This window comes from Brachybacterium sp. AOP24-D1-21 (assembly GCF_052378665.1).
Classification (GTDB): Bacteria; Actinomycetota; Actinomycetes; order Actinomycetales; family Dermabacteraceae; genus Brachybacterium.
Genome location: NZ_JBQSXX010000001.1, coordinates 2,652,284 through 2,674,336, shown reverse-complemented (window position 1 = coordinate 2,674,336; position 22,053 = coordinate 2,652,284). Strand labels below are relative to the sequence as shown.

The window sequence follows — 22,053 nt, the reverse complement described above, 5'->3', positions numbered from 1 at the left end:
ACCCGCGCCGGGTGCGGAGCACACGCCCTGCGGGTGACTCCGCTCAGGCCACTCGGTGGGTGTCGGCGGCGCCCGTGGCGCCATCCTCGGACGTGCGCCGGCCCCGCAGTCGGTGGACGACGGAGGGCGCGGCCCGCAGTGCGGCGGGCTCGTCCAGAAGTGCATTCAGACGCACGTAGTACGCGACCTTCGACAGGCCGATCTGCTCACGGATCGCCCGTTCCTTCGCGCCGACGTAGCGGAAGGTGCGACCTTCGAGGGCGAGGATCCGGCGGTCCCGCTCGCTGAGCCCGCCCTGCGGGCCGGGCAGTGACGCATCGGACATCGTGGCGGGAGTGTCGTCGCCCTGCTCCGGTTCTTCACCCGCGGAGAGCTGCTGCTCCGATTCTGTGGCCTCCACAGCCTCCACAGCCTCCAGAGCCTCCAGAGCCTCCAGAGCCTCCAGAGCCTCCGCAGCCTCGACGGTTCCCGCGGCGGCGAGCGCTGCGCGGGAAGCTCGATGAGCGATATCGGAGGACATAGCCCCAGGGTAAGGGCCGGGACGCGCCGGTCCTGTCCGGCGCGCCGCTGACCCGGCCCGGGTGGGGAACGGCTCACGCGCGCCGCTCAGCGGGGCGCCGGTGACTGGTCCGGTGGAAGACTGGAGCCGTGTCGACATCGCTCGCCGAGAACATCGCCGCCGACTGGGCTGAGGCGCTCGCGCCCGTCGAACCCCGCCTTCGGGAGCTGGAGGGGTTCCTGCGTTCCGAGGAGGACGCCGGTCGCGGCTATCTGCCCGCTCCTGATCGGGTGCTGCGCGCCTTCACGCGCCCGCTGGCCGAGGTGCGGGTGCTGATCGTCGGCCAGGATCCGTATCCGACCCCTGGCCATCCGATCGGGCTCTCCTTCGCGGTGGAGCGGGAGGTGCGCCCGCTGCCGAGGTCGCTGACGAACATCTACACGGAGCTCGAGAGCGATCTGGGGATCCCGCGCGCACCCCATGGCGATCTCTCCGCCTGGCAGGACCAGGGTGTGCTGCTGCTGAACCGGGTGCTCACCGTCGCCCCCGGGGCCGCCGCCTCACACCGTCGCCGCGGCTGGGAGGAGATCACCGGGCAGGCGCTGCGCCAGCTGGTGGCGCGCGGCGGTCCGCTGGTGGCGATCCTGTGGGGACGCGATGCCCAGTCCCTGATCCCCCTGCTGGGCGAGGTGCCGTACATCGCCAGCCCGCACCCCAGTCCGCTGTCGGCCTCGCGAGGGTTCTTCGGCTCCCGGCCGTTCTCGGGTGCGAACGCGTTGCTCGCGAAGCAGGGTGCGGCGCCGATCGACTGGCGCGTCGGGGACTGACGCGGGGACTGACGCCGGGGATTGACGCCGCCGGCGCAGCCCGGGCTCAGCCCTCGGTCCAGACCCAGCTGTCGAGGATCTGCCGGATCTCGGGAGACAGCTCCGTCGCGCCGTGGGTCTCGACCACGATCTGCACCACGTCATCGGCCACGTCGGCGCAGTACATCTCCCCCACCGCGTCCTGTCCGTCATGGGTGCCCGTGGTGCGATGCGCCGCGAGCTCCTTGCCGTCGAGGGTGATCGGGTCCAGCTCCTCGGGGTCCCCGGGCTCGTCCCAGCCGAAGCCCGTCCAGGTGGCCTGCGTGCGGCAGGTCATCACCGCGTGCAGGTCGGAGTCGAACATGTACACCGTGATGCTGTTGGTCGCGAAGCTGTAGAGGTCATCGGGGGCGATGTCCTCGTCGGCGAGCTCCGCCACTCCCACGGCATCCGCCGGGTCTGCGCTCTTGTTCAGGTCGAACCACGTCGCCGGATAGGCGAAGCTGAAGAACTCGTGCTCGAAGCTCACCAGCTCGGGTCCGCTCGCGGTCTCCGTCGGCCCCGGCGGGGAGCCCCGGTCCCGGCTCACGAGGTAGACCACCCCGCCGGTCACCGCCAGGAAGACGATCGCGAGGAGGGTGAGGACGCAGGCCAGCGCGCACCAGAAACCGGTGCGCGAGCGCTGCTGCGGCGAGGGCTGCTGCCCCGGATATAGATGCCCCATTGGTCTCCCCCGACGTGCTGACATGATCCGCGAACGGCACTGTCCGCAGCTGCCCCGCCATAGTACGGCGGACGCTACTGTGGTGGCACGTCGCACGCCCTGCTCCTTACCCCGCCGTGGAGGACCCGATGCCCCTGCACACCACTCAGTTCACGCCGCAGGGACCAGGGGTCGACTACGACCCCCACTGGTACCGCAGGGCCGTCTTCTACGAGGTGGTGGTGCGCGCCTTCGCCGACGGCAACGGCGACGGCACGGGCGACTTCTCCGGCCTCATCGAACGCCTGGACTACCTGCAGTGGCTGGGCATCGACTGCCTCTGGCTGCCGCCGTTCATGGCCTCGCCGCTGCGCGACGGCGGCTACGACATCTCCGACTACGAGGCGGTGCTGCCGGAGTTCGGTTCGATCACCGATTTCGAGCGCCTGGTCAGCGAAGCCCATCAGCGCGGGATCCGGGTGGTCATCGACCTGCCGATGAACCACACCTCGGACAAGCACCCGTGGTTCCTGGAATCGCGTTCGGACCCGGAGGGGCCCTACGGCGACTTCTACGTGTGGTCGGACACCGACGAGAAGTACTCCGAGGCCCGCATCATCTTCGTGGACACCGAAGAGTCCAACTGGGCCTTCGACCCCGTGCGTCGGCAGTTCTTCTGGCACCGCTTCTTCTCGCACCAGCCCGATCTGAACTTCGAGAACCCGAAGGTCCGCGAGGCGATGTTCGACGTCGTGAAGTTCTGGATGGACAAGGGCATCGACGGCTTCCGCGCCGACGCGATCCCCTATCTCTACGAGGAGGAGGGCACCGACGGGGAGAACCTCCCCGCCACCCACGACTTCCTCGCCGAGCTGCGCAGCTACGTCGACGACCACTGGCCCGGACGCGTGATCATCGCCGAGGCGAACCAGTGGCCCCGCGACGTCGTGGACTACTTCGGAACCGAGGAGAAGCCCGAATGCCATATGTGCTTCCACTTCCCGGTGATGCCCCGCCTGTTCTACGCACTGCGTGAAGGCAGCGCCCGCCAGATCATCGACATCCTCGAGGACACCCCGGAGATCCCCCGGGGTGCCCAGTGGGGGACCTTCCTGCGCAACCATGACGAGCTGACCCTCGAGATGGTCACCGGGGAGGAGCGCACCGCGATGCTGGGCTGGTACGCCCCGGACTCCCGGATGCGGGCGAACGTGGGCATCCGTCGGCGTCTGGCGCCGCTGCTGGACAATTCCCGCAGCGAGCTCGAGCTGATCCACGCCCTGCTGCTGTCCCTGCCCGGCTCCCCGTTCCTCTACTACGGGGACGAGATCGCGATGGGTGACAACATCTGGCTCACCGATCGTGATGCCGTGCGCACGCCGATGCAGTGGACCCCCGATCGCAATGCCGGGTTCAGCGAGATCACCGATCCCGGCAAGCTGTACCTGCCGGTGATCCAGTCGCTCGTCTACCACTACGCCACCACCAATGTGGAGGCGCAGATGGCGCATTCGAGCTCATTGCTGCACTTCGTGCGCTGGATGCTCGCGGTGCGCAAGGAGCACGAGGCCTTCGGCATGGGCGCCTACCGCAACGTCCCCGCCGATTCGGACCGCGTGCTCGCCTTCACCCGCACCTACGACGGGGCCGAGCACGGCGAGGACGCGGAGTTCCACGCCGAGACCCTGCTGTGCGTGTTCAACCTCTCCGCACGTCCCGTGACCGTCTCCCTGGAGCTCGGAGGGCTGGCTCGGCGCACGGTGCGCGACCTGTTCGGCGGGCACGAGTTCCCGCCGGTGGGCGAGGACGGCTCGATGACCATCACCCTGGGCGGGCACGGCTACTACTGGCTGAAGGTGCGCCCGCTGCACCCCGACGGGGAGCCGATGACGGTCACCACCGCGCTGCCGGTGATCACCGTGGAGGATGCCCAACCGCCGGCGAGCTGACGCCTGCTTCCAGGGCGGGCGGGGCCCGTCAGTCCGAGCGGGCGGGGTCCGTCAGCCGGAGCGGGCGGAGCCTCGTCAGCCTGTGAAGGCTGCGGCGAGGGTCGCGCCGGCGAGGACGATGCCGCCGACCATCGCGAGGATCCCGATGACCTCCATCGGGATCCAGAACACCGAATGGGGACCGTGGCGGCCGATCGCGCGACGGCCATCGGCGATGACGGACTCGATCATCTGCGCCGCCTCCTCGGGGCTGCTGGGCAGCGTGTTGCCCACGACCAGCACTCCGCGGTCCGCTGCGTCCTCGAGCCGGGGCCGTTCGGCCGCCTCCCACTGCTCCGCCCGCTTCCGGGGCAGGAGCACGTTGAGGTACCACCCGTGCACTGCCGTGATCGCCCCGCCGATCAGGATCCCCAGTCCCGCCAACGGTCCTGCCGCTGTCGAGGACTGCAGGATCGAAGCGCCGAGCAGCCCTCCCAGAAGCGCCGCGCACGCTCCGATGTACACGATGGCCAGGCCGCCCCATCCGCGCCAGATGATCATGTGGTCCCCTCTCGATCCGGCACCTGCGGCGCCGGCGCCCTCGAACTGCCCCGGCATCCGCCGCGGCACAGTGGTCGAGGCTATCGGGGTCCCGGGATCGGCGATATGGGGAGAACTCCCCTGCGGCACCACCGCAGGCGATCTCCTCCTGCCTCGCCTCCCGCGAGATGCCGACGGGGCGGCGCACATGGCCAGTGAAAAATCTCCGTTGCACACCTGCCCCGTGCCTCGAGCACGCCCGATGTGCCATTCTCGGGGATCGGCACGAGGCGCGGGCACGAGGTCCGAGCTCGAGATGCGGGCGGCGGGACACTGTCTCGTCGCAACGGCCGACACAGCGTGACGAAGGGAGAATGCGGTGGCAGAGCCCCGTTCAGCGGCACAGGAGGCAGGCGATCCGAGCACCAGCCCGGAGCGTCTGCTCGAACTCACCGAGAAGCATCCTCAGCTGCAGCGGATGATCCTCCTGAACCCGTCGTGCCCCGAGGTCGCGCGCCAGTGGATCCTGGCCACGAATCCATGGGCGAAGCGCGCCTACGAGGAGAGCCGTGAGCAGGATGTCTCCGAGCCAGAAGCCTCTGAGAGGGACACTGCCGACGACGACACCCAGGTCGCAGGTCTCGCTCCCCTCCCGGCTCCCGACCCCTCCTCCGATCTGCAGCCAGAGCTCGTCGCGGAGCCGGCGGCCGAGGACCCCGACGACGTCTCTGTCTGGGGCGACTTCGGAGACGACGCCTTCTGGAACGGCGCAGACGACTCTGACGAACCCGCGCCCGGTGCCCCGACCTCCTCCGTGAGGATCGCGCAGGATGCGGGCGTGGTCCCCCTCGGTCCGGCGCCCTCCCCGGCATCGCCGGATGCTCCGCCCGCAGCAGCCGCGGCACCCGCCGCCACCCCGGCCCCGGCCCCCGCACCAGCACCAGCACCAGCACCAGCACCAGCACCAGCACCAGCACCAGCACCAGCACCAGCTGAGTATCCGGACTACGCCTTCCCCGCCGTCCCCGGTGCCTATGACGCCACAGCGATGCACGGCGCGCAGTCCTCCGCCGCACCGCAGTTCCCGCAGGGGCAGAGTCCGCAGACGCCCTACGGTGCCGCGGCATACGGTGCCGCGGCATACGGTGCCGCGGCACCCGCTGCGGCAGCTGCCGCGACGCCCCCTGCACAGCACCCCGGCGCGACGGGCGACGAGGGCTCGGGGCCCTCCCGCCGCATCTGGTGGGCCTGTGGCGGCTGCCTGCTGCTCTCCCTCCTGCTGGTGGTCGTCATCGCCTTCGCCGGACGCGCCTGGCTGTCCGCAGACGACGACGGGTATGAGCGAGACAGCTCGACCACGGCACAGGAGGCCCCGGCGGAGCAGCCCACCGAAGAACCCACCGAGGAGACCCCCAGCCAGGACCCGGTCTCCCCTGCCCCCGACGGCGCACAGGAGATGACCGAGCTGCGCTCCCCGACCGGGAACATCATCTGCCTGCTGGAGGGCGACTCGGTGTCCTGCAGCGTGCTCGAGCGGGACTTCGGCGAGTCCGGTCTCGAGGACTGCGAGAACGGTCCGTTCTCGATCCAGGTCTCCGACGGCGCAGCCGCCACGGCCTGCGGATCGTCCTTCCTCAGCGACTCCGCGACTGCGCTCGAGTACGACCAGAGCGCGACCTCCGGGAATGTCGCCTGCACCAGCCGCTTCGACGGCATGACCTGCTGGAATATCATGACCGGCAAGGGGTTCATGGTGAACCGGGTGACCTACGAGACGTTCTGACCCCCGGCGCGGACGCTATCGGGATCGCAGAACAGCCCCTCACCGGAGCACATCGGAGACGATGTCCTCGCAGGTGAGGGGCTGTTTCTTCGAGCTGGAGACGGGAATCGAACCCGCAACCACCTGTTTACAAGGAACATTTGGGCGGTGCCGAGCCGTTCTCCACCATCCCCAGGAGTTCCTATCAATGCAGGTAACGGCGGCTTTTCGTCCCGCTCACTGACTCACTGAATCCGTCCATCCCTGCAGGTGTGTGCTCACTGTGTGCACACACTTGCTACCTGCCTTTAGCGCGGCAAGGGTCTCGTGTTGTAGCCAATCTCCGGGCGGTTCGCGCCGGTGACTTCGATGAAGTGACGCTCGACCGCGCGGACCTCGGCCTCGGTGGCGCTCTCAGACTCCCAGAGCACCTGCTTCCTCACGGTGAGGTCTCTACATACCTCTGGGCCAAGGTCAGCTGCGATGAAGGCCTTCCTCGGCGAACCGAAGTACAGCGCGGTACCCGTGAGGTCCATGCCAACGTAGATTTTCCCGTTCGGATAGGTGATCTTGTAGACGACTCGCATGGGCTGCCCCTGTCAGGCTCTAGAAACCCCGAGCATATGTCGACGAGCGACTCAACCACATACAAAGCGGCCCCCGGTCCCACTGAAGGGATCGGGGGCCGCTGCTATGCGCCTGCCGGGCGGCTCACGCCGCGGAGAGCGTCACCTTCTGGATCGTCGCCGGATCAGTGAACCCGAACCCGACTCGCATGATCGCCCGCACCGCGGTGCGGTAGGAAGTGAAGTAGGCCGACGTATCGACGTCGAGGTCCACATCCTTCCGACGCACGATCACCGCGCGCTGCTTCGGGATACCCCAGATCGTGCCCGCCGTGACCGCGGACGAGACCAGCAGCGGGACGCCGAGGACCACCCGGCGCGTCGCCAGGGTCGCATCCGAGCCCAGCAGCGGCCGGATGCTGGAGGTGGACTCCTTCAGCTGCGAGAGCGCCAGGGCATCCGCCGGGTTGGCGATGAAGCTGGAGACCTGGACTCCGTGCCCCTCCGCGTTGGAGAGAGCGGCCGCGAACGGGTCGAGGTCGGCCCAGGCGGTCCCGGCGTCGACCTCGGTCACCCCGGCGAGGTCCTCCAGCCCCTCCGGCTGGGCGCTGCTCGTCGGGGACGAGCCGAAGAAGGCCGCGTCGAGCTTCTTTGCGATGTCGCGGGCCAGGCCGTCGCCGATCATGTCGGCCGCCGCCGGGGAGGTATCCTCCGCCGCCTCGGTCGAGACGACGACGAGACCGGCCAGCTTCTCCGGCGTCACCGTGATGTCGTCCACCGTGGGGTCCGAGGTGCCGATCTCTGCACCCTCCGCGACCCAGGAGGCCGACGGGTCCGCGGTCACCCGCGGGATCTTCGTACGGGTCGCGTCGGTGGTGACGAGGGTCCCGGCCTGGAGAGCGATGGAGTTCGCCTCGACGGGCTGCACCACGAGCTGCTCGATCTGATCCGGGCTGATCGCGGAGAGGTTGGAAGTGTTCATGGACATGAAAAAGCCTCCTTCAAGGCAGTCAGGAAATGCCGCGTGCTGCGGCGAGAACTTATCGACTGCCCCGCAAGGAGGCCGCTACGGAATGGTACAAGACCATTACGCTCTCATGATACCAGGATTCACGTGCTGAGAATGTCTCCCCACGACGCGGATTCTTCACGCTGCTCACTGGTCGATCCAGTGAAGTCCGCGGAGGACGACGACGGCGGGGCGGCGAAGAAGTGCGGCTTCTCCTTCCGCAGCTCGTCCAGGGCTGCACCCACCTTCTCCTCGTCGACCCGGCCGTCCTCGCCGAGCATCTCGGAGACGTTCACCTTCTCCGCCACATCCTCGACCGCCGAGTCCAGGACCTTCCGGCCACGGGCGAACTCGTCGAAACTCGCCCGCTGATACCCGGACACCGCCTCGGAGAGCCGGTCCCGCTCCGCCTCCGCCTCCCGCAGCTGCGTACGGTAGCTACCCTCAGACTTCCGCTTCTCCCGGAGCATCTGCGCGAGGCGCTCCGCGGGGAGCTGCGCGAGCTGATCGTCCGTCATCTCGTCGTTGCTGTCGTTGTTGTTCACTGCTGACCTCCTACAAGGGTCTTCGGATTCTCGATCACATCGGGACGCCCATATGGGTTGTTCCCGTACACAGCCAGCGCCAGGGCGAACACGAGGTCACCGTGCCCCTCACCCGCCGCCCGCTGGTATCCCACCGACTCCCGACCGGACTCGCCGATCTTGAGTCGGAAACTCGTCAGCTCACGCTCCAGCACATCGCCCAGCGCGAGCCCCTCCGCGATCCGCAACCTGCCCAGCTGCAGCGGGGCCTGGATCGCCGCCATGAGGTCCCGCTTCGGGACGTTCCACCCATTCGCCTCCCGGCCCCCGGTGACGGTGATCCCGATGGGGTCATAGCGGCCCAGCGGCCCCTCACGGTGCGCGTCCGCGAACATGTCCAGGACCGCCCGGCCCACACCCGTCCCGTCAACGAACAGCAGCCCCTGCGACTGCATCGGCTCCGCCCGCATGAACGCGGCCACGTCGTCGACGATCGACGGATACGGGGTGCCCAGCTCCCACCGCCTCAGGTGCCGAACATGCTTCTCCTCGACGACGTACCGCCGGTACAGGTCCGGCTGCCGGTGCCACTGATTCAGGGAGATGTACTCCGGCAGGACGAATACGCGCTCGACGACGACGAGAGCCGAGAAGTCGGCAGCCGATCCGAGGTCGAGACCAACCACAAAACTGGACATTCACGCCACCTCCAAAGGTGCGATAGTGCTAGAAAAGGATGCACGGACAGAATCCGTTGAAAAGAACTGCGAATCGGTATCCCCGAACACGCATTCATAATCCGACGAGAACACGAACGATCCGAGAGACGCCTTCACCTCCGCGATCCGCGCCGCGTCGTACTGGGCCGACTCGTGCACCGTCACCCGGTGCCGCTCCCACCCATTCCCCACCGCCTCATGCAGCTCGTAGAACCACCCCCGCCGCCCCCACGGCGTCGACAACGCGATGATCTGCCCATCCGAGGCGACCATCGGCAAGATGCTGGCGAACACGTCATCCTCGATCCGCGCCGCCTCATCCAAGATCAGCAGCCGAACCCCAGAGAACCCGCGGATGCCACCCTCCGACCCCGGCAGCGACACGATCCTGGAACCGTTCGCCAGCCCCATCTCGCTGCTGTTGTCCCGCTTCAGGCGAGGCTGCCCCCGCATCCCCCGATACACCGCCGCCACCCGGTGCAACATCTCGTCCGACTGCCGCTGCGTCGGCGACACGATCAACACGTCCCTGCCCGGATGATGCAGCGCCGCGTGAAGGGCCTTCAGAGAGGTCGTCTGCGTCTTCCCCACCTGCCGAGCACACAACACCAGGGCACGCCGAGACGAGGACCTCAGCAGCCGCTCCTGCCACTCCTCCGCATCGAACCCGCGCCCCGCGGCGAACCGCACCGGATCGAGGGCCTCCGCCATGGACATCGCCAGCGTCACGACTCCACCTCCGGCAACTCCTCCAGAGCACCAGCGACCGCGACCCGCGCATCCGGGAACGGGGCCAGGGCCTCCAGCATCTGGGACTGGATCGCCAGCCACTCCGGCGACGACTGGACGTTGACGATGTTCACCTGGGGCCGCTCGTCCAACTCGCCGGAGAGCTTCGCCAGCAGCTCGACGGTGGCACGCAGCTCCTTGATCGCTGCCAGGGCCAGACTCCCCTGCCCCGCCTCCTCCGCAGCGTCGAGGATGCCCTGGGCCTTCAGGTACAGCTCCTCGGCACGGTCGGACGCCTTCACGGCTCCGGCGGTCTCCCGGCGGGTCGCTACGGCCTTCAGGGCCGCGGAGAGGTGCCGGTCCCGGTGCCGTCGCACGGAGTCGCGGGACATGCCGAACTCGTCAGCGATGCCGGGATTGGATGTGCCCTGCGCGAGCCGCCGGTCTATCTCCGGCCGCTGCGGGTGCGAGCAGACACGGCAGCGGGGCTCAGCCACGGCGGGCCTCCTCCAGCTCAGCGAGGCGCTCCTCGGCATCCCTGAGCTTCCGGCGCGTCTTGGCGCACTCGCGGCGCAAACGGCGCACCTCGGCGGCGAGGTCCCGGCGCGTACGTCGCTTCAGGTCACGGAGCGATTGGTTCGGATCGGTGCTGTAGCGGGGTGCGCAAGTAGTGCGCTGGTCTCCGCGCTCTTCAGCGCCCTCTGTTTGGGAAACAGGTGCGCTCGCATTGCTGCTGGTCAGAGCAGGGTCATTGCCACTGGTGAGCACACCGTGAGCACACCCGCTCCTCTCCTCCCCATCGCTCTCTGCGGCGTCGGCAGCAGCCTCCCCAGCCTCGGCGCGGAACGAAGGGTCGCCAGCGCTCTGCTGCCGCGCGTGGTCCTCGTCTTGTCGTGCGAGCCATGCTCTGAGGTCGGGGACGAAGTCGTCGGGTTCGTTGGCGAGTAGTTCTCGGAGGGTGGGGGTCATGATGTGCTCCTAGAGTGCTGTTCGAAGTGTGCGAAGTGTCCTAATGCCTGGTCGGGTGGGGGTTCCCTTTCGAACGGGGGTGTTCGAAGTGCTCTTGGTGGTGTCACTCCTCGTCCTCCGGTTCGAACACTTCGAACGGTTCGAACACGGGTATGGGGGCGTACTTGCCGCGGCCGACCTTGCGGATGCGTCCGGCCTCCGCGTGTCGTGCGAGGTAGGTGCTTGCTCCGTCGTTGGTGAGGGCGGGGATCAGTGCCGCCATGGTCTTCGGGGAGATACCCGCCTCGGGCGCGTCGCGAACAGCGTCGAGCACCTGCTGCGAGACGTCGCCGAGTCCGGCGGTCTGTCGTCGCTGTGTGGCGCGCTGGGCAGCGTCTCGGAGGCCGTCGCCGTCGAGCTGCCACTGCCCGTCGGTCATGGTGACCGCGTACTCGCCCTCGGCGGCGTCGCGGGATGTGACGTGGAGGGTGGCGTCTCCGGTGCCGCGGTCGCGCTTGATCACGAGAACACTGTCCGCAGCTCCGGCGAGGCCTTGGGTGCCGGATACGGAGTCGAGGAAGTCGGCCTTCTCGGCCTTGCTGCTGTGGTGGACGACGACGAGGGAGGAGCCGGGAACGTCGTCCACCAGCTCCTTCAGGGCGCTCATTTGGGTGTAGTCGTGCCCGTATGCGTCGTTGCCGGTGTAGGTGCCGCGGACCTTGCCGAGCGTGTCCACGATGATGAGGGGCTTCTCGGGGCCGTGCCGGTCGAGGAAGGCCTGGATCACGGCGACGGCGGGGGTGTCGAGTCTCGGCTGGAATGAGAGGTTCTCGGGGCCGTGGTCGATGTCGAGCATCCGCATCCGGGATTGGAGTCGCCGCTTGCCGTCCTCGAGTGCGAGGTAGAGGACGGGTCGTCGGTCGACGGGGATCGCGCCGAAGACTTCTCCTCCTTCCGCGGCGGCGAGAGCGATCCCGAGGACCATCCAGGACTTGCCGATCTTCGGGGCTGCGACGAGGAGGGTGAGCCCTTCGGGGATGATGCCGGGGACGACGTACTCGACGGGTGGCAGCTCTTGGGTGGAGAGCCATGCTGCGGTGAAGGAGGCGTCGAGGGGGTGGGGTGCTGCGGTGGCGGGGGCGCTCATGCGTCGGGCTCCGCGGCGAGTACGGCGACGCATCCGCAGGGGTCGTCCTCGGCGTGGTGGTGGCCGGTGCATCGGTCGTCGGGGCATCCGCAGCGGTCGCCCTGCCAGTGGCCGTCTGGGAAGTGGCGAAGCACGTACTCGGGGATGGTGAGTCCGGCGGCGCGGATCGTTTCTCGCGCTTCGGGGTTGAGCTTCATGAGAGCGCCTCCTGGGCGTCTATGGCGGCGGCGATGGGGCCGCGCCCGTCGGGGTGCTTCGGCAGGGGCGTAGTGTCCAGGTAGCTGCCCCATGGCGGAGCTGGAGGTCGCCCGTACTCCCGCCAGACCGCCGGTGCGGAGTCGGGGTGCATGAGGGGGCCGTGGAGCATGGCGAGGCCGCCGTCGACGGGTGCCGGGGTCTGCTCTCCGGGCATGGCCCGGGTACGCTGGGTGTGCTGCCTGGCGGTAGCTGGAGCCTTCGACCTGCTGAACGCGGGACGGGGGCTCTTTTCTGTGATGGTCACAGCTGCTCGGCCTCCTCCTCGTCGCCGTTGATGAGGGCCATGAGGCGGCGGCGCGGCACGAGGATGCGGCCGCCGATCTTCAGTGAGGGAATCTCGCCGCGGCGGACGGCTTCGTACGCCTGGTTGCGGCCGATGCCGAGCAGCTGCCCGGCCTCTTCCACCTTCATCGTCGCGCTGGTCGTCCTGGTGGTCATATCGCCCTCCTGGTGGCTCTCGCCGTACCGGGTACATCCTGCTGTGTCCGACACACGCTAGGGGTCCCCATTGGGGTTGTCAAGTCCCTACGTGTCTGGCACGCTGTGCTGTACCAACGAGAGGATGACCATGGACCAGGAACGGACCGTCGCCGAAGTCATCGGCATGAATGTGAAGCGCCTCCGCACAGATAGGGGCCTGACCGCGCCGGAGGTCGGCCGCCTCCTGGGCGACGTGCTCGGGAAGGTGTGGGCCAGGCAGACCGTCTACCAGGTCGAGGCTGGAGACCGCGCCATGGCTGCCGAGGAGGTCGCAGCTTTCGCGCATGTGCTGGACTGCCCGGTCGCTGACCTGCTCGCCGTCCCTGATGACGTCGGGGAGGTGCGCATCGGGGAGCTGACGGTCCCGGCCGCCGAGTGGCGGGTCCTGCCCGCGGCAAGCTCCGTCGACGACCTTGTGCACCTCCGGCTGTTCCACGCAGCCCAGGACGTGAAGAACTCGATGCGAACCTCTGAGGCGCTGTTCAACAACCTGGTCCGGGACGTGACGACGCACGCACGCACGAGTAGCGCGCTCCGTGAGCGGATCGAGCAGGACTACGAGATCGGCCGTGAGCGCACGCGGCGCGAGCTGTCCCAGCTGGACGAGGGAGGGCTCGCCGTCGCGGACAAGGACGTGGACCAGAGCTTGTCTGCGGCGACGGAGACCGCGCGTGAGGTGCTCAAGAGCCTGGGGAGGGAGTGACCATGGCGAAGGTGACGAGGCGCTGCGGCTGCCGCGACGACGACGGCCGCCAGTACGGCGCGAACTGCCCACGGCTGAAGGACTGGCGACACGGCACCTGGGGCTTCAGAATCTCCGCGGGCCGCGACCCGAAGACGGGGCGTCGCCGCTACCTCTCCGAGGCCGGGCACCGGACGGCCGACGACGCGAAGGAGGCTCTCGCCGATGCCCAGCGGGCGCTGCGCCGGGGCACCGCGGACTTCACCCGTACCCGCGTCGGCGACTACCTCCAGACATGGCTCGATCAGCAGGAGGGGCAGCTGAAGCCGTCCACGCACGGCAACTACTCCCGGTACCTGCGGAACGATGTGATCCCCGCGCTCGGCGGCAAGCTACTGAAGGACCTACAGCGGGCCGATGTCGCGGCGCTCGTCCGGGGGCTCCAAGACGACGGCCGCGGCGCGACCACGGTCCGCCGGATTCACGCGGTGCTGTCGTCCGCACTCGCGGATGCCGTACAGGACGGGCTGCTCGCCGAGAACGTCGCGAAAGGCGCACGACTGCCCAGGGTGGACCGGCAGCGGGTCGAGGTGTGGACGCCGGACCAGGCCGGGAAGTTCCTGGAGGCCGTCGCCGAGCACCGCCTCGGGCCGCTGTTCGAACTGGCGATCCTCACCGGGATGAGGCGCGGCGAACTCGTCGGGCTGCGCTGGTCTGACGTAGACCTCCTCACCCGAACTATCGCGGTCAGGGTCCAGCTGGTCGTCACGTCCTCCGGCGTCGTCGAGGGGAACGCGAAGACGTTCTCCGGACAGTCCCGGCGGGTGCGTCTCTCTGAGCGGGCGGTGTCCGTTCTGATGGGGTGGCGGCTCCGCCAGGAGGCCGACGCCGAGGAGTGGGCCGACGCCTACCAGGAGTCCGGCCGTGTCTTCACGTGGGAGGACGGGCGGGCGTACCGGCCCGACTACGTGTCCAAGCTGTTCCGGACGCTCACGGAGGGGAAGGAGCTGCCGCCCATGCACTTCCACAGCCTCCGCCACCTTCACGCGTCGCTGATGCTCGCCTCCGGCCAAGACTTCACTGTCGTCTCCAAGAGCATGGGGCACAGCAACTCCGCGATCACCCGCGACCTGTACTCGCACCTGTTCGAGGATCACGCGATGGTGGCGGTCGAGGGGGCGGCGTCGCTGCTGCCGTCCCGCGGCGGTGTGCTCACAGACGTGCTCACAACCGGTGATCACAGCGACTTGGACGGCTCGAAATGAGCATTACCGCTGGTCAAATGAGAGCTGGAGACGGGAATCGAACCCGCAACCACCTGTTTACAAGACAGGTGCGCTACCGTTGCGCCACTCCAGCGGGCGGACCGGCCGACGGATCAGCCGGTCCGAAGCAGTCTAGAGGGAATTGCAGAGCTGCTCGTCCCCCACCGCAGGTCGCTCAGAGGGTCAGCCCTCGCCGCCGTCGGACGCGGGCGCCTCGCCACCGCCGTCGGACGCCGCAGGAGCGCCGCCGGCCGCCAGCACCGCCTCACGCAGCGCACCGGGCTGGGTGAAGCCCTTGAACTCCGTGCCGTCGATCTCGACGTACGGGGTCCCGCCGCCGGTCTCCTCGCCGTACGGGTTCGAGACCCGCTTCACCCACGGCTCGTACGTGCCGGCCTTGATATCGCTGATCGCCTGCTCGGAGGCCCCTGCCTCCAGGGCGAACGCCTCGATCTGCTCGTCGGTCAGCCCTTCCGCGCCGGGCTGGTTGGCGAACATCAGGGTCTGGAAGGCCATCGCATTGACCGGATCATCCGCGTAGACCGCGACCAGGGCGTTCGCCGCGCGCGAGGAGTAGTCGCCGGAAGAGGACTGCATGTCCATGAAGTTGCGAGGCACGATGTGCACGATCGCCTCCTCATCCGCGACCATGGTCGAGATGTCCTCGGCGTTGATGTTCTCGAACTCCCCGCAGTGCGGGCACAGGAAGTCCAGGTGAATCTCCACCACAGGTTTCCCGGAGTCCTCCGGGGCGCCGAGGGTGAGGTACGGCTGGTCCGCGCTCATGCCCTCGGGCACCGCGACCGGGCCCTCCGGCTGCATCGAACGGAATATGAGGTAGCCCGCTCCGGCGACGATCACCAGCGCGACCACGGTGATCGCGGCGATCACCACGGTGCGCACGGTGCGCTGGCGCTTGAGCTCCGACTGCCGCTGCTTGCGCAGGACCTCCCGCTGCGCTTCGCGGCGCTCCTGCGCTGACTTTGATGAACCGGTCGCGGCCATGGAATCTCCTCGCCCCCGATGCGGGGCTGCGGTGGGTGATAGATCGATGAGAGTTTAACGGCCTGCAACTGGACGGTGCCGGGAAGGATGGGGCACCTCACGTGCCAGCCCCTGACCGAGCGCGAGCTCAGCGCCGCCAGATGGCGATGTCCTCGAGCCGAGGTCCGCTGGGGAAGGGGAAGTAGTCGACCGCTCCCCCGCGGGCCAGGAGGGTGAAGATCACCGCGCCCAGCAGGAGCAGGAGCAGCACCGCCACCACTGCGCTCCAGAGCAGGTCCGGCGCGGCGGCGTCGACCATCCGGTGCGCACCGTTGCGGGTGGTGCGACTGCCCAAACCCACCCAGGTGATCAGCAGGGTGATCGCCGCCGCGGTCGCGAAGGCGACTCCGTCCGGCGGCGGAGCGCCCTGGAGCAGCGTCCAGGACACATCGAGAGCGATACACACCAGCACCCCGAGGACCAGCGGGAACACTGCCTGCACCGCGATCTCGAGCAGCCCCAGCAGGAAACGGAAGGGACTGGCGAGGCCCGTCCTCCACTGCGGCCCCGCACCGGTGGCTCCGCGCATCCGCTGAGCGGTCACGGACAGATGCGACCGCTCCCAGGTGCGGGCCAACGCCCCCAGCAGCAGCAGCACGGCCAGCGACACATAGGGCGCGATCGCAGCGAGGGACACGATCAGCAGGTGCCCGATCCACACCAGCAGCGGACGGCGCGGCGGCGGCGCCGGCCACGCACCGTACGGCGCCGACGGCTCGGCTGCGGAGGGCGGGTACTGCGCAGGGTGCTGCGGCCGTGCCTCGATCGTCTGCTGAGCCTGACGCTGCGGAGCCGGATGCTGCAGATTCGGATGCTGCGGAGCCAGCTGCTGGGAGTAGGCGTACGGCTGGCCCGGGTGCTCCTGCACCGGAACCTGCTGGCGCGGCAGCTGCTGAGTGGATGGTTGCTGAGGGGGCGGTTGCTGGAAGGACTGCGGCTGAGGGGAAGGCTGCGGGGAGTAGTGCTGCGGCACATGCGACGGCGGCGCGCTGTGCTGCGGCGAGGAGACGACCGGCAGCGCCATGGTGGGGTTCCCGATGACGGGCAGCGCCTCGGTGACCGAATCCGCGGCAGTCGTGATCCGCGGCAGCGCCTCGGTGGGATGCTCCGCTGGGGTGGCGATCATCGGGATCGCCTCGGTGGGCTGGTCCTGGGCGCCTGCGGTCGCCTCCGCGGCAGCGGCCGGTGCCCCGGGCGACGCCCCCTCCGGGGTCCCACCTGTCGGGTCTGCGTCCTCAGCACCGGGCGGGGCCGCTCCGATCACCGGCAGCACCGCGGTCCGAGACCCCGCATCCAGCATCTCCGTGTCCCCGGGGTCCGCATACCGCGTGAGGTCCAGCTCGGCGAGCCGCGCGATCATGTCCTCGGGAGCCGGGCGTTCCGCAGGGACGGAGCGCAGCGCCGCGCGCAGCCAGTCCGCGAGCTCCGTGGGCAGCCCGTCGACGTCGATCTCCCCGCGCTCGGCGCGCAGGAACACCAGGTCGGCACGGCCGCTGCCGAAAGGATCACGGCCGGTGGCCGCGAAGGAGAGCAGCGCGGCCCAGGCCCACCAGTCCCCCGCCTCTCCCGTGTGATCGCTGCGGATCACCTCGGGATCGAGATAGGCGGCGGTGCCCATGACCAGGCCGGTGGAGGTCAGTCGGGATTCCTCGGCCGCGATCGCGATGCCGAAATCGATGATCACCGGATCCAGCCGATCCCCGTCGGGATCGAACCCGGTCAGGTCGCCCTCGGTGGCGCCACGCAGCATCACGTTGCTGGGTTTGAGGTCGCGGTGGATCACCCCGGCACGGTGGATGTCGCGCAGTGTCTCCCCCATCACGAGTCCGACCTCCCGCACCGACTCGGGGTGCAGGCCACCGTGGGAGCGCACCGCGTCCTCGAGCGTCGGCCCGGGGATGAACTCGGTGACCACGAAGGCGTCCGAGGAGTCGAGTTCCGCGTCGAGGATGCGCACGATGTTGTCGTTGCGCACCAACTTCTGCGCCGTGACCTCACGCGCCAGGCGCTCGCGCGCCTGCGGGTCGTCCGAGATCTCGTGACGCAGCAGCTTGATGGCCACGTCATTGCCGTCGGCATCGTGCGCACGGTAGACGATCCCCATACCGCCGGCACCGATCCGGCCGAGGATCTCGTAGCCGGAGTCCTCGGCGAGCGCGAGCAGCCGCGGGTCGCGGGCGTCGCGGCGGGAGATGCGGGACTCTGCCATGGTCTCCATGCTACGAGGCCCGTGCCCGGCATCGTGCCCGCTTCACCGCTCCCCCACACTGTCCGCACCTCGGCCGCACCCCGGACACGGGCCTGATGGAGCATTCCTGAGGGGTGACGGCGTGAGACGATCGCCTCGCGGCGCGGTGGGCGCCGTGGTGCGGGGCGGCTGCCGTCCGGCGCCCGAGAGCGACCAAAGGACTCCGTGCCATGCGTTCGAACCTGTTCGATGCCTCCAACCAGGAGCGCCAGACCAACGACCGATGGGCGCTGCAGTCCAACAAGATGCTGCGCTGCTCGCTCACTCCGGACGCGCCGGAGATCATCTCCGCCTCCGGGGCGATGGTCGCCTACCAGGGGCAGATGGACTTCTCGTACCAGGGCTCCGGCGGCGGCATGAAGCTGCTGAAGAAGATGGCCACCGGCGAGGGCGGCAACATGATGCGCACCCGCGGGCAGGGCGAGATCTTCTACGCCCGTCAGGCCAATGAGATCTTCCTGATCCAGCTCGAGGGCGAGGCCCTCACCCTGAACACCAAGAACATGCTCGCCTTCGACAGCTCCATCCAGTGGGACATCAAGTCCCTCGGCGGCGCGGGCTTCATGGCCGGGGGCCTGTTCAACCTGTTCCTGCAGGGCCAGGGCATGGTCGCGGTCACCTCCGACGGCCCGCCGATGCTGCTGGACTGCTCCCAGCAGCCCACCTACGTGGATCCCCAGGCCGCGGTGTGCTGGTCGGCGAACCTGCAGCCGCAGATCAAGAACGACTTCAAGATGGGCTCGCTGATCGGCCGCGGCTCCGGCGAGTCCTTCCAGCTCGCCTTCCACGGCCCGGGCTTCGTCGTGGTCCAGCCCTCCGAGGGCATCCCGGTGGTCAGCGGTTCCTGACTGCCCGCACCGCGGCGTCATGTCTACGATGTTCCGGTGATCTCCACCCCGCCTCAGGCCCTGGTCGACGAGCTCGATGCTCTCGGACCACTGGGCCGACGGCGCGCGGCGACGTCGGCGGCGCGCATGTTCGCCGCCGACGTCTCCACCGCCACGCCCGTGATCGATCCCGTGCCGCTGGTCCTGGATGCCGATTCCTGGTCGGTGCTGTCCACGGGCCTGATCCAGCGGGTGCGGCTGCTGGACGCCCTGTACGGGGATCTCTACGGCCCGCGCACCGTGCTCGGCACCGACGTCGCCCCGGCCGCACAGCTCCTCCAGGATCCTGCGTACCTGCGCTCGGCCGTCGGGATCCCCGCTCGCGGGAACCATCATCTCTTCGCGCTGACCAGCACCGTCACCCGCACCGCCGAGGGGTCATGGGTGGTCCTCGAGGACTCCGTGGACGTGCCCGGAGGCGCCGGCACCACCCTCGAGCTGCGGCGGGTCCTCTCCCGCTGCGCGCCCACCCTGTACCGCTCCACGCCGCTGCGCCGCCTGCATCCGTTCTTCGATGCCCTGCGCACCTCGCTGCATCAGCGCACCCGGTCCGACGGCCGCGCCGGCCGCACTGTGGTCCTGACGGATGAGTCCGAGGACCCGATGCGGGGATTCGACCACAGCTGGCTGGCGAACCTGCTGGGCGCCCCGATGGTCTCCGCCGGGGATCTGCGCACCGGCTCCGGCTCCGTAACCCTGCGCCTGCCCGGTCTGGATTCCGATCCCGGTGATGCGGTGGACGCCGTGCTGCGCCTGGTGCCCTCACAGCTGCTGGACCCGTTGGACCTGGGCCCGACCCCGCTGGGCGGGGTGACCGGCCTGGTCGAGGCCGCCCGCTGCGGCGACGTGGAGATCTTCAACCCGCTCGGCGCCGGACTGCTGGAGAACCCGGATCTGCGCTCCGCGCTGCCGGACCTGTGCCGGCAGATGCTCCATGAGGACCTGCTGCTGCGCCCCGCCGATCCGGAGGCCGCTGGTGCCCGGTGGCTGAGCCTGGACCCGCGCGGCGGCGACGCCCTCGTCGAGCGGCCGGTGCGGATCCAGCTGCTGGTGATGGGCACGGAGGACGGCTACGAGGTGCTGCCCGGTGGGATCGCCACGACCTCCGATGACGGACCCCCGGCGCTCAAGGATGTCTGGGTCACGGTCGCGGAGACCTCTCCGGTCGCTGACCCGGCACCGCCCGCGGAGAACGTCGCCGAGCCGCGCACCGCCGCCCGGACCCGCGGGATGCTCAGCGCGTATCCCGCGATGACCCGGTCGATCGGCTCGGACCTGTTCTGGTTCGGCCGCTATCTCGAGCGGGTGGATTCCACCGCCCGCCTGCTGCGGACGGTCCTGGACACCGTCAACGACCTGGATGCGGAGCACAGCCCCGCCGCCCGCACCGCCCAGGCCGTGCTGCTCGAGGCGGTCACCGAGGCCACCACCACGTACCCGGGCTTCCTGGATGTGGAACTGCAGGACCGTGAAGAGGTGCGCACCGAGCTCGAGAGCCTGCTCACCGACCTGGCGCGGCCCGGCTCCCTCGCCCAGTCCTACACCGCGCTCGCCCACACCACCCGCACGCTCAGGGATCTGATCTCGGATGACGTCTGGCCGGTGATCGCCCGCATGCGCCAGGAGGTCCGGGCGCTGGGCGGCCCGGACCGTCCGCCGCTCGAGCAGGGGCTGACGGACATCGTGGACGGCTGCCTGACGCTCTCCGGCGCGGTCGCCGATTCGATGCCGCGGAACCTGGGCTGGGATCTCACCGAGGTGGGGCGCAAGATCGAACGCGCCATGAGCCTGCTGGCGCTGCTGCGGGCCACTCTGGGTCGGCGCCGTGTACGCGCCGCTGAGGTGCGGGTCGCCGGTGCCGTCGCGCTGATCACCGAGTCCGGCGCCTCCTACCGGCGCTCCTACCACGCCGCCGTGCAGCCGGAACTGCTGCTGGAGCTGCTGCTGAACGACCCGACGCTGCCCCGTTCGATCGCCTTCCAGCTCGAGCGGCTGGGGATGGCGCTGGACAGGCTGCCGGAGGTCACCCCGTCTCCCGAGCTGCGGGCCCCGCTGATCGCGCTGCGCTCCCGGATCGGTTCCTGGGAGGCGCGCGAGCTGCTGCGCCCGGTCGCTGACGCCGACGACTCCGCGAGCGCCCCGACCGCGCTGCTGGAGGAGGTCGATGCTGCGATCGACCTGCTGCGGGAGCTCGCGACCGCCCTGGAGAACCGCTTCTTCCGTCCTTCTGAATCCACCTCACGATGGGGTATCGACGATGTCTGAGCATGACCAGGATGCGAAGCGCCTGCGACCGCTGATCCCGTTGCGGGACGACGAGGCGGGCGCTGCCGAGCCCGTCCACTACCGCGTCCACCACCTGACGTCCTATCGGTACGCCAAACCTGTCTCGCGCAACTACGGCCGCGCCCATATCGAGCCGCGCGCCACACCGCATCAGAGGGTGCTCTCGCACGAGGTGGTCGTGGACCCGGCCCCGGCCCGCCTCACCGCACACACCGACTTCTACGGGAACTCCTCGACCTATCTGCTGGTGGACACCCCTCATGCGCAGCTCGACGTCCACTCTCACGCCCGCGTCACCGTCGCGGAGCGCCGCTATCCGATCGAGCCGATGTCGCGCCCCTGGGAGCAGTGCACCCCGGAGCACTGGGGCTCGCTGCTGCCGGATTCCGGCCTCGACTTCGTCCACCCCTCCCCGCGCATCCCCGCAGGCACCGCGGCGCAGGAGATCTCCGCCGAGGTGTTCACCCCCGGCCGCGCGATCGGTGAGTGCCTGTCCGATCTCACGGCGCTGATCCACACCGACTTCACCTACGACTCCGCCGCCACGACCGTCTCCTCGACCCTCGAGGAGGTGCTCGCCGCCCGGCACGGCGTCTGCCAGGACTTCTCTCACGTCGGGCTCGCCGCGGTGCGCGCTGCAGGGCTCGCGGCCCGTTATGTCTCCGGGTATCTGCGGACCGCGCCGTCGGCCGGCGGGGTGCTGGGCACCGAGCCGGTCGGGGAGATGGTCGGCTCCGCCGCCTCCCATGCCTGGCTCAGCGTGCTGGTCCCCGGAACCGGCTGGGTGGACATCGACCCCACCAACCGCGCCTTCGTGGACCAGCGCTTCGTGACCACCGCCTGGGGCCGGGACTACGCGGATGTGCCGCCGCTGAAGGGCATCGTGGTGGGACCGCCCGGCGCCAGCAGCACTCTCGCCGTCGCCGTCGGAGTGGTGCCCGAGGCACCGGGCGCCGGCAGCCCGGAGTGAGTCGCCGGAGTGAGCCTGGCCACCTCTCGCCGCACGACGAGCAGGTCCCGGGA

The 22,053-nt window shown here is 69.3% G+C and carries 24 protein-coding genes and 1 tRNA gene; 8 read left to right on the top strand and 17 right to left on the bottom strand.

Annotation, left to right across the window (positions count from 1 at the left end):
- Positions 1–43: 43 nt before the first annotated feature.
- Positions 44–520: a DUF3263 domain-containing protein gene (locus ACT3UF_RS11970; protein WP_444608359.1), complete on the bottom strand. Its 477-nt coding sequence runs from the start codon at positions 518–520 to the stop codon at positions 44–46.
- 128 nt (positions 521–648) lie between these two features.
- Here ACT3UF_RS11970 and ACT3UF_RS11965 point away from each other — a divergent pair, with 128 nt between their 5' ends.
- Positions 649–1,326: a uracil-DNA glycosylase gene (locus ACT3UF_RS11965; protein ID WP_441443476.1), complete on the top strand. Its 678-nt coding sequence runs from the start codon at positions 649–651 to the stop codon at positions 1,324–1,326.
- 46 nt (positions 1,327–1,372) lie between these two features.
- On the opposite strand, the gene ACT3UF_RS11960 is transcribed toward ACT3UF_RS11965, so the two are convergent.
- Positions 1,373–2,029 (bottom strand): hypothetical protein, encoded by a 657-nt coding sequence (locus tag ACT3UF_RS11960; RefSeq protein WP_444608358.1) that lies wholly within the window; start codon positions 2,027–2,029, stop codon positions 1,373–1,375.
- Between the two features lie 128 nt (positions 2,030–2,157).
- Here ACT3UF_RS11960 and treS point away from each other — a divergent pair, with 128 nt between their 5' ends.
- Positions 2,158–3,957: a maltose alpha-D-glucosyltransferase gene (gene treS, locus ACT3UF_RS11955; protein WP_441443478.1), complete on the top strand. Its 1,800-nt coding sequence runs from the start codon at positions 2,158–2,160 to the stop codon at positions 3,955–3,957.
- A 75-nt stretch (positions 3,958–4,032) separates the two neighbouring features.
- Here the strand turns inward: treS and ACT3UF_RS11950 are convergent, their stop codons facing one another.
- Positions 4,033–4,497 carry a hypothetical protein gene (locus ACT3UF_RS11950; protein WP_441443479.1) on the bottom strand — a complete coding sequence of 155 codons (465 nt, stop codon included), beginning with the start codon at positions 4,495–4,497 and terminating at the stop codon, positions 4,033–4,035.
- Positions 4,498–4,855: 358 nt separating this feature from the next.
- Here ACT3UF_RS11950 and ACT3UF_RS11945 point away from each other — a divergent pair, with 358 nt between their 5' ends.
- Positions 4,856–6,259, top strand: a complete 1,404-nt coding sequence (locus ACT3UF_RS11945; RefSeq protein WP_444608357.1) for a hypothetical protein — start codon at positions 4,856–4,858, stop codon at positions 6,257–6,259.
- Positions 6,260–6,546: 287 nt separating this feature from the next.
- Here ACT3UF_RS11945 and ACT3UF_RS11940 read toward each other — a convergent pair whose 3' ends face one another.
- From ACT3UF_RS11940 to ACT3UF_RS11890, 11 genes are all read right to left on the bottom strand, one after another.
- Positions 6,547–6,825 (bottom strand): hypothetical protein, encoded by a 279-nt coding sequence (locus tag ACT3UF_RS11940; protein ID WP_444599058.1) that lies wholly within the window; start codon positions 6,823–6,825, stop codon positions 6,547–6,549.
- 124 nt (positions 6,826–6,949) lie between these two features.
- Positions 6,950–7,792 (bottom strand): phage major capsid protein, encoded by an 843-nt coding sequence (locus ACT3UF_RS11935; protein WP_444599059.1) that lies wholly within the window; start codon positions 7,790–7,792, stop codon positions 6,950–6,952.
- Between the two features lie 122 nt (positions 7,793–7,914).
- Positions 7,915–8,358 carry a hypothetical protein gene (locus tag ACT3UF_RS11930; protein ID WP_444599060.1) on the bottom strand — a complete coding sequence of 148 codons (444 nt, stop codon included), beginning with the start codon at positions 8,356–8,358 and terminating at the stop codon, positions 7,915–7,917.
- Positions 8,355–9,035: a hypothetical protein gene (locus tag ACT3UF_RS11925; protein ID WP_444599061.1), complete on the bottom strand. Its 681-nt coding sequence runs from the start codon at positions 9,033–9,035 to the stop codon at positions 8,355–8,357. Before ACT3UF_RS11925 ends, ACT3UF_RS11930 begins: the two co-directional genes overlap by 4 nt.
- A complete protein-coding gene (locus ACT3UF_RS11920) occupies positions 9,036–9,785 on the bottom strand; it encodes a phage terminase large subunit (RefSeq protein WP_444599062.1) in 750 nt (249 codons plus the stop codon).
- Positions 9,782–10,282: a hypothetical protein gene (locus ACT3UF_RS11915; RefSeq protein ID WP_444599063.1), complete on the bottom strand. Its 501-nt coding sequence runs from the start codon at positions 10,280–10,282 to the stop codon at positions 9,782–9,784. The genes ACT3UF_RS11920 and ACT3UF_RS11915 overlap by 4 nt, the downstream gene beginning before the upstream one ends.
- The gene (locus tag ACT3UF_RS11910) at positions 10,275–10,754 is read right to left on the bottom strand and encodes a hypothetical protein (protein ID WP_444599064.1); all 480 of its coding nucleotides are present in this window, start codon (positions 10,752–10,754) and stop codon (positions 10,275–10,277) included. The genes ACT3UF_RS11915 and ACT3UF_RS11910 overlap by 8 nt, the downstream gene beginning before the upstream one ends.
- Positions 10,755–10,857: 103 nt before the next feature.
- The gene (locus ACT3UF_RS11905; RefSeq protein WP_444599065.1) at positions 10,858–11,880 is read right to left on the bottom strand and encodes an AAA family ATPase; all 1,023 of its coding nucleotides are present in this window, start codon (positions 11,878–11,880) and stop codon (positions 10,858–10,860) included.
- Positions 11,877–12,077 carry a hypothetical protein gene (locus ACT3UF_RS11900; RefSeq protein ID WP_444599066.1) on the bottom strand — a complete coding sequence of 67 codons (201 nt, stop codon included), beginning with the start codon at positions 12,075–12,077 and terminating at the stop codon, positions 11,877–11,879. The genes ACT3UF_RS11905 and ACT3UF_RS11900 overlap by 4 nt, the downstream gene beginning before the upstream one ends.
- On the bottom strand, positions 12,074–12,292 hold the full coding sequence (locus tag ACT3UF_RS11895) for a hypothetical protein (RefSeq protein WP_444599067.1): 219 nt from the start codon (positions 12,290–12,292) through the stop codon (positions 12,074–12,076). The genes ACT3UF_RS11900 and ACT3UF_RS11895 overlap by 4 nt, the downstream gene beginning before the upstream one ends.
- Before the next feature lie 86 nt (positions 12,293–12,378).
- A complete protein-coding gene (locus tag ACT3UF_RS11890) occupies positions 12,379–12,576 on the bottom strand; it encodes a helix-turn-helix domain-containing protein (RefSeq protein WP_444599068.1) in 198 nt (65 codons plus the stop codon).
- 124 nt (positions 12,577–12,700) lie between these two features.
- Between ACT3UF_RS11890 and ACT3UF_RS11885 the strand changes: the two genes are divergently transcribed.
- Positions 12,701–13,321: a helix-turn-helix domain-containing protein gene (locus ACT3UF_RS11885; RefSeq protein WP_444599069.1), complete on the top strand. Its 621-nt coding sequence runs from the start codon at positions 12,701–12,703 to the stop codon at positions 13,319–13,321.
- A 2-nt stretch (positions 13,322–13,323) separates the two neighbouring features.
- On the top strand, positions 13,324–14,565 hold the full coding sequence (locus ACT3UF_RS11880; protein WP_444599070.1) for a site-specific integrase: 1,242 nt from the start codon (positions 13,324–13,326) through the stop codon (positions 14,563–14,565).
- A 22-nt stretch (positions 14,566–14,587) separates the two neighbouring features.
- Here the strand turns inward: ACT3UF_RS11880 and ACT3UF_RS11875 are convergent.
- From ACT3UF_RS11875 to ACT3UF_RS11865, 3 genes are all read right to left on the bottom strand, one after another.
- Positions 14,588–14,659: transfer RNA gene (locus ACT3UF_RS11875), tRNA-Thr, on the bottom strand.
- 89 nt (positions 14,660–14,748) lie between these two features.
- Complete coding sequence (locus ACT3UF_RS11870; protein ID WP_442332206.1) at positions 14,749–15,570, bottom strand: thioredoxin domain-containing protein; 822 nt, start codon at positions 15,568–15,570, stop codon at positions 14,749–14,751.
- Positions 15,571–15,697: 127 nt separating this feature from the next.
- Complete coding sequence (locus tag ACT3UF_RS11865; protein WP_444608356.1) at positions 15,698–17,818, bottom strand: protein kinase domain-containing protein; 2,121 nt, start codon at positions 17,816–17,818, stop codon at positions 15,698–15,700.
- 209 nt (positions 17,819–18,027) lie between these two features.
- Between ACT3UF_RS11865 and ACT3UF_RS11860 the strand changes: the two genes are divergently transcribed.
- The 3 genes from ACT3UF_RS11860 to ACT3UF_RS11850 are packed head-to-tail and all read left to right on the top strand — an operon-like array spanning position 18,028 to position 22,000.
- Positions 18,028–18,705, top strand: coding sequence for an AIM24 family protein (locus ACT3UF_RS11860; RefSeq protein ID WP_441443826.1), 678 nt, complete (start codon positions 18,028–18,030; stop codon positions 18,703–18,705).
- Between the two features lie 36 nt (positions 18,706–18,741).
- On the top strand, positions 18,742–21,009 hold the full coding sequence (locus ACT3UF_RS11855; RefSeq protein ID WP_441443827.1) for a circularly permuted type 2 ATP-grasp protein: 2,268 nt from the start codon (positions 18,742–18,744) through the stop codon (positions 21,007–21,009).
- Positions 21,002–22,000: a transglutaminase family protein gene (locus ACT3UF_RS11850; protein WP_441443828.1), complete on the top strand. Its 999-nt coding sequence runs from the start codon at positions 21,002–21,004 to the stop codon at positions 21,998–22,000. The genes ACT3UF_RS11855 and ACT3UF_RS11850 overlap by 8 nt, the downstream gene beginning before the upstream one ends.
- Positions 22,001–22,053: the final 53 nt, after the last annotated feature.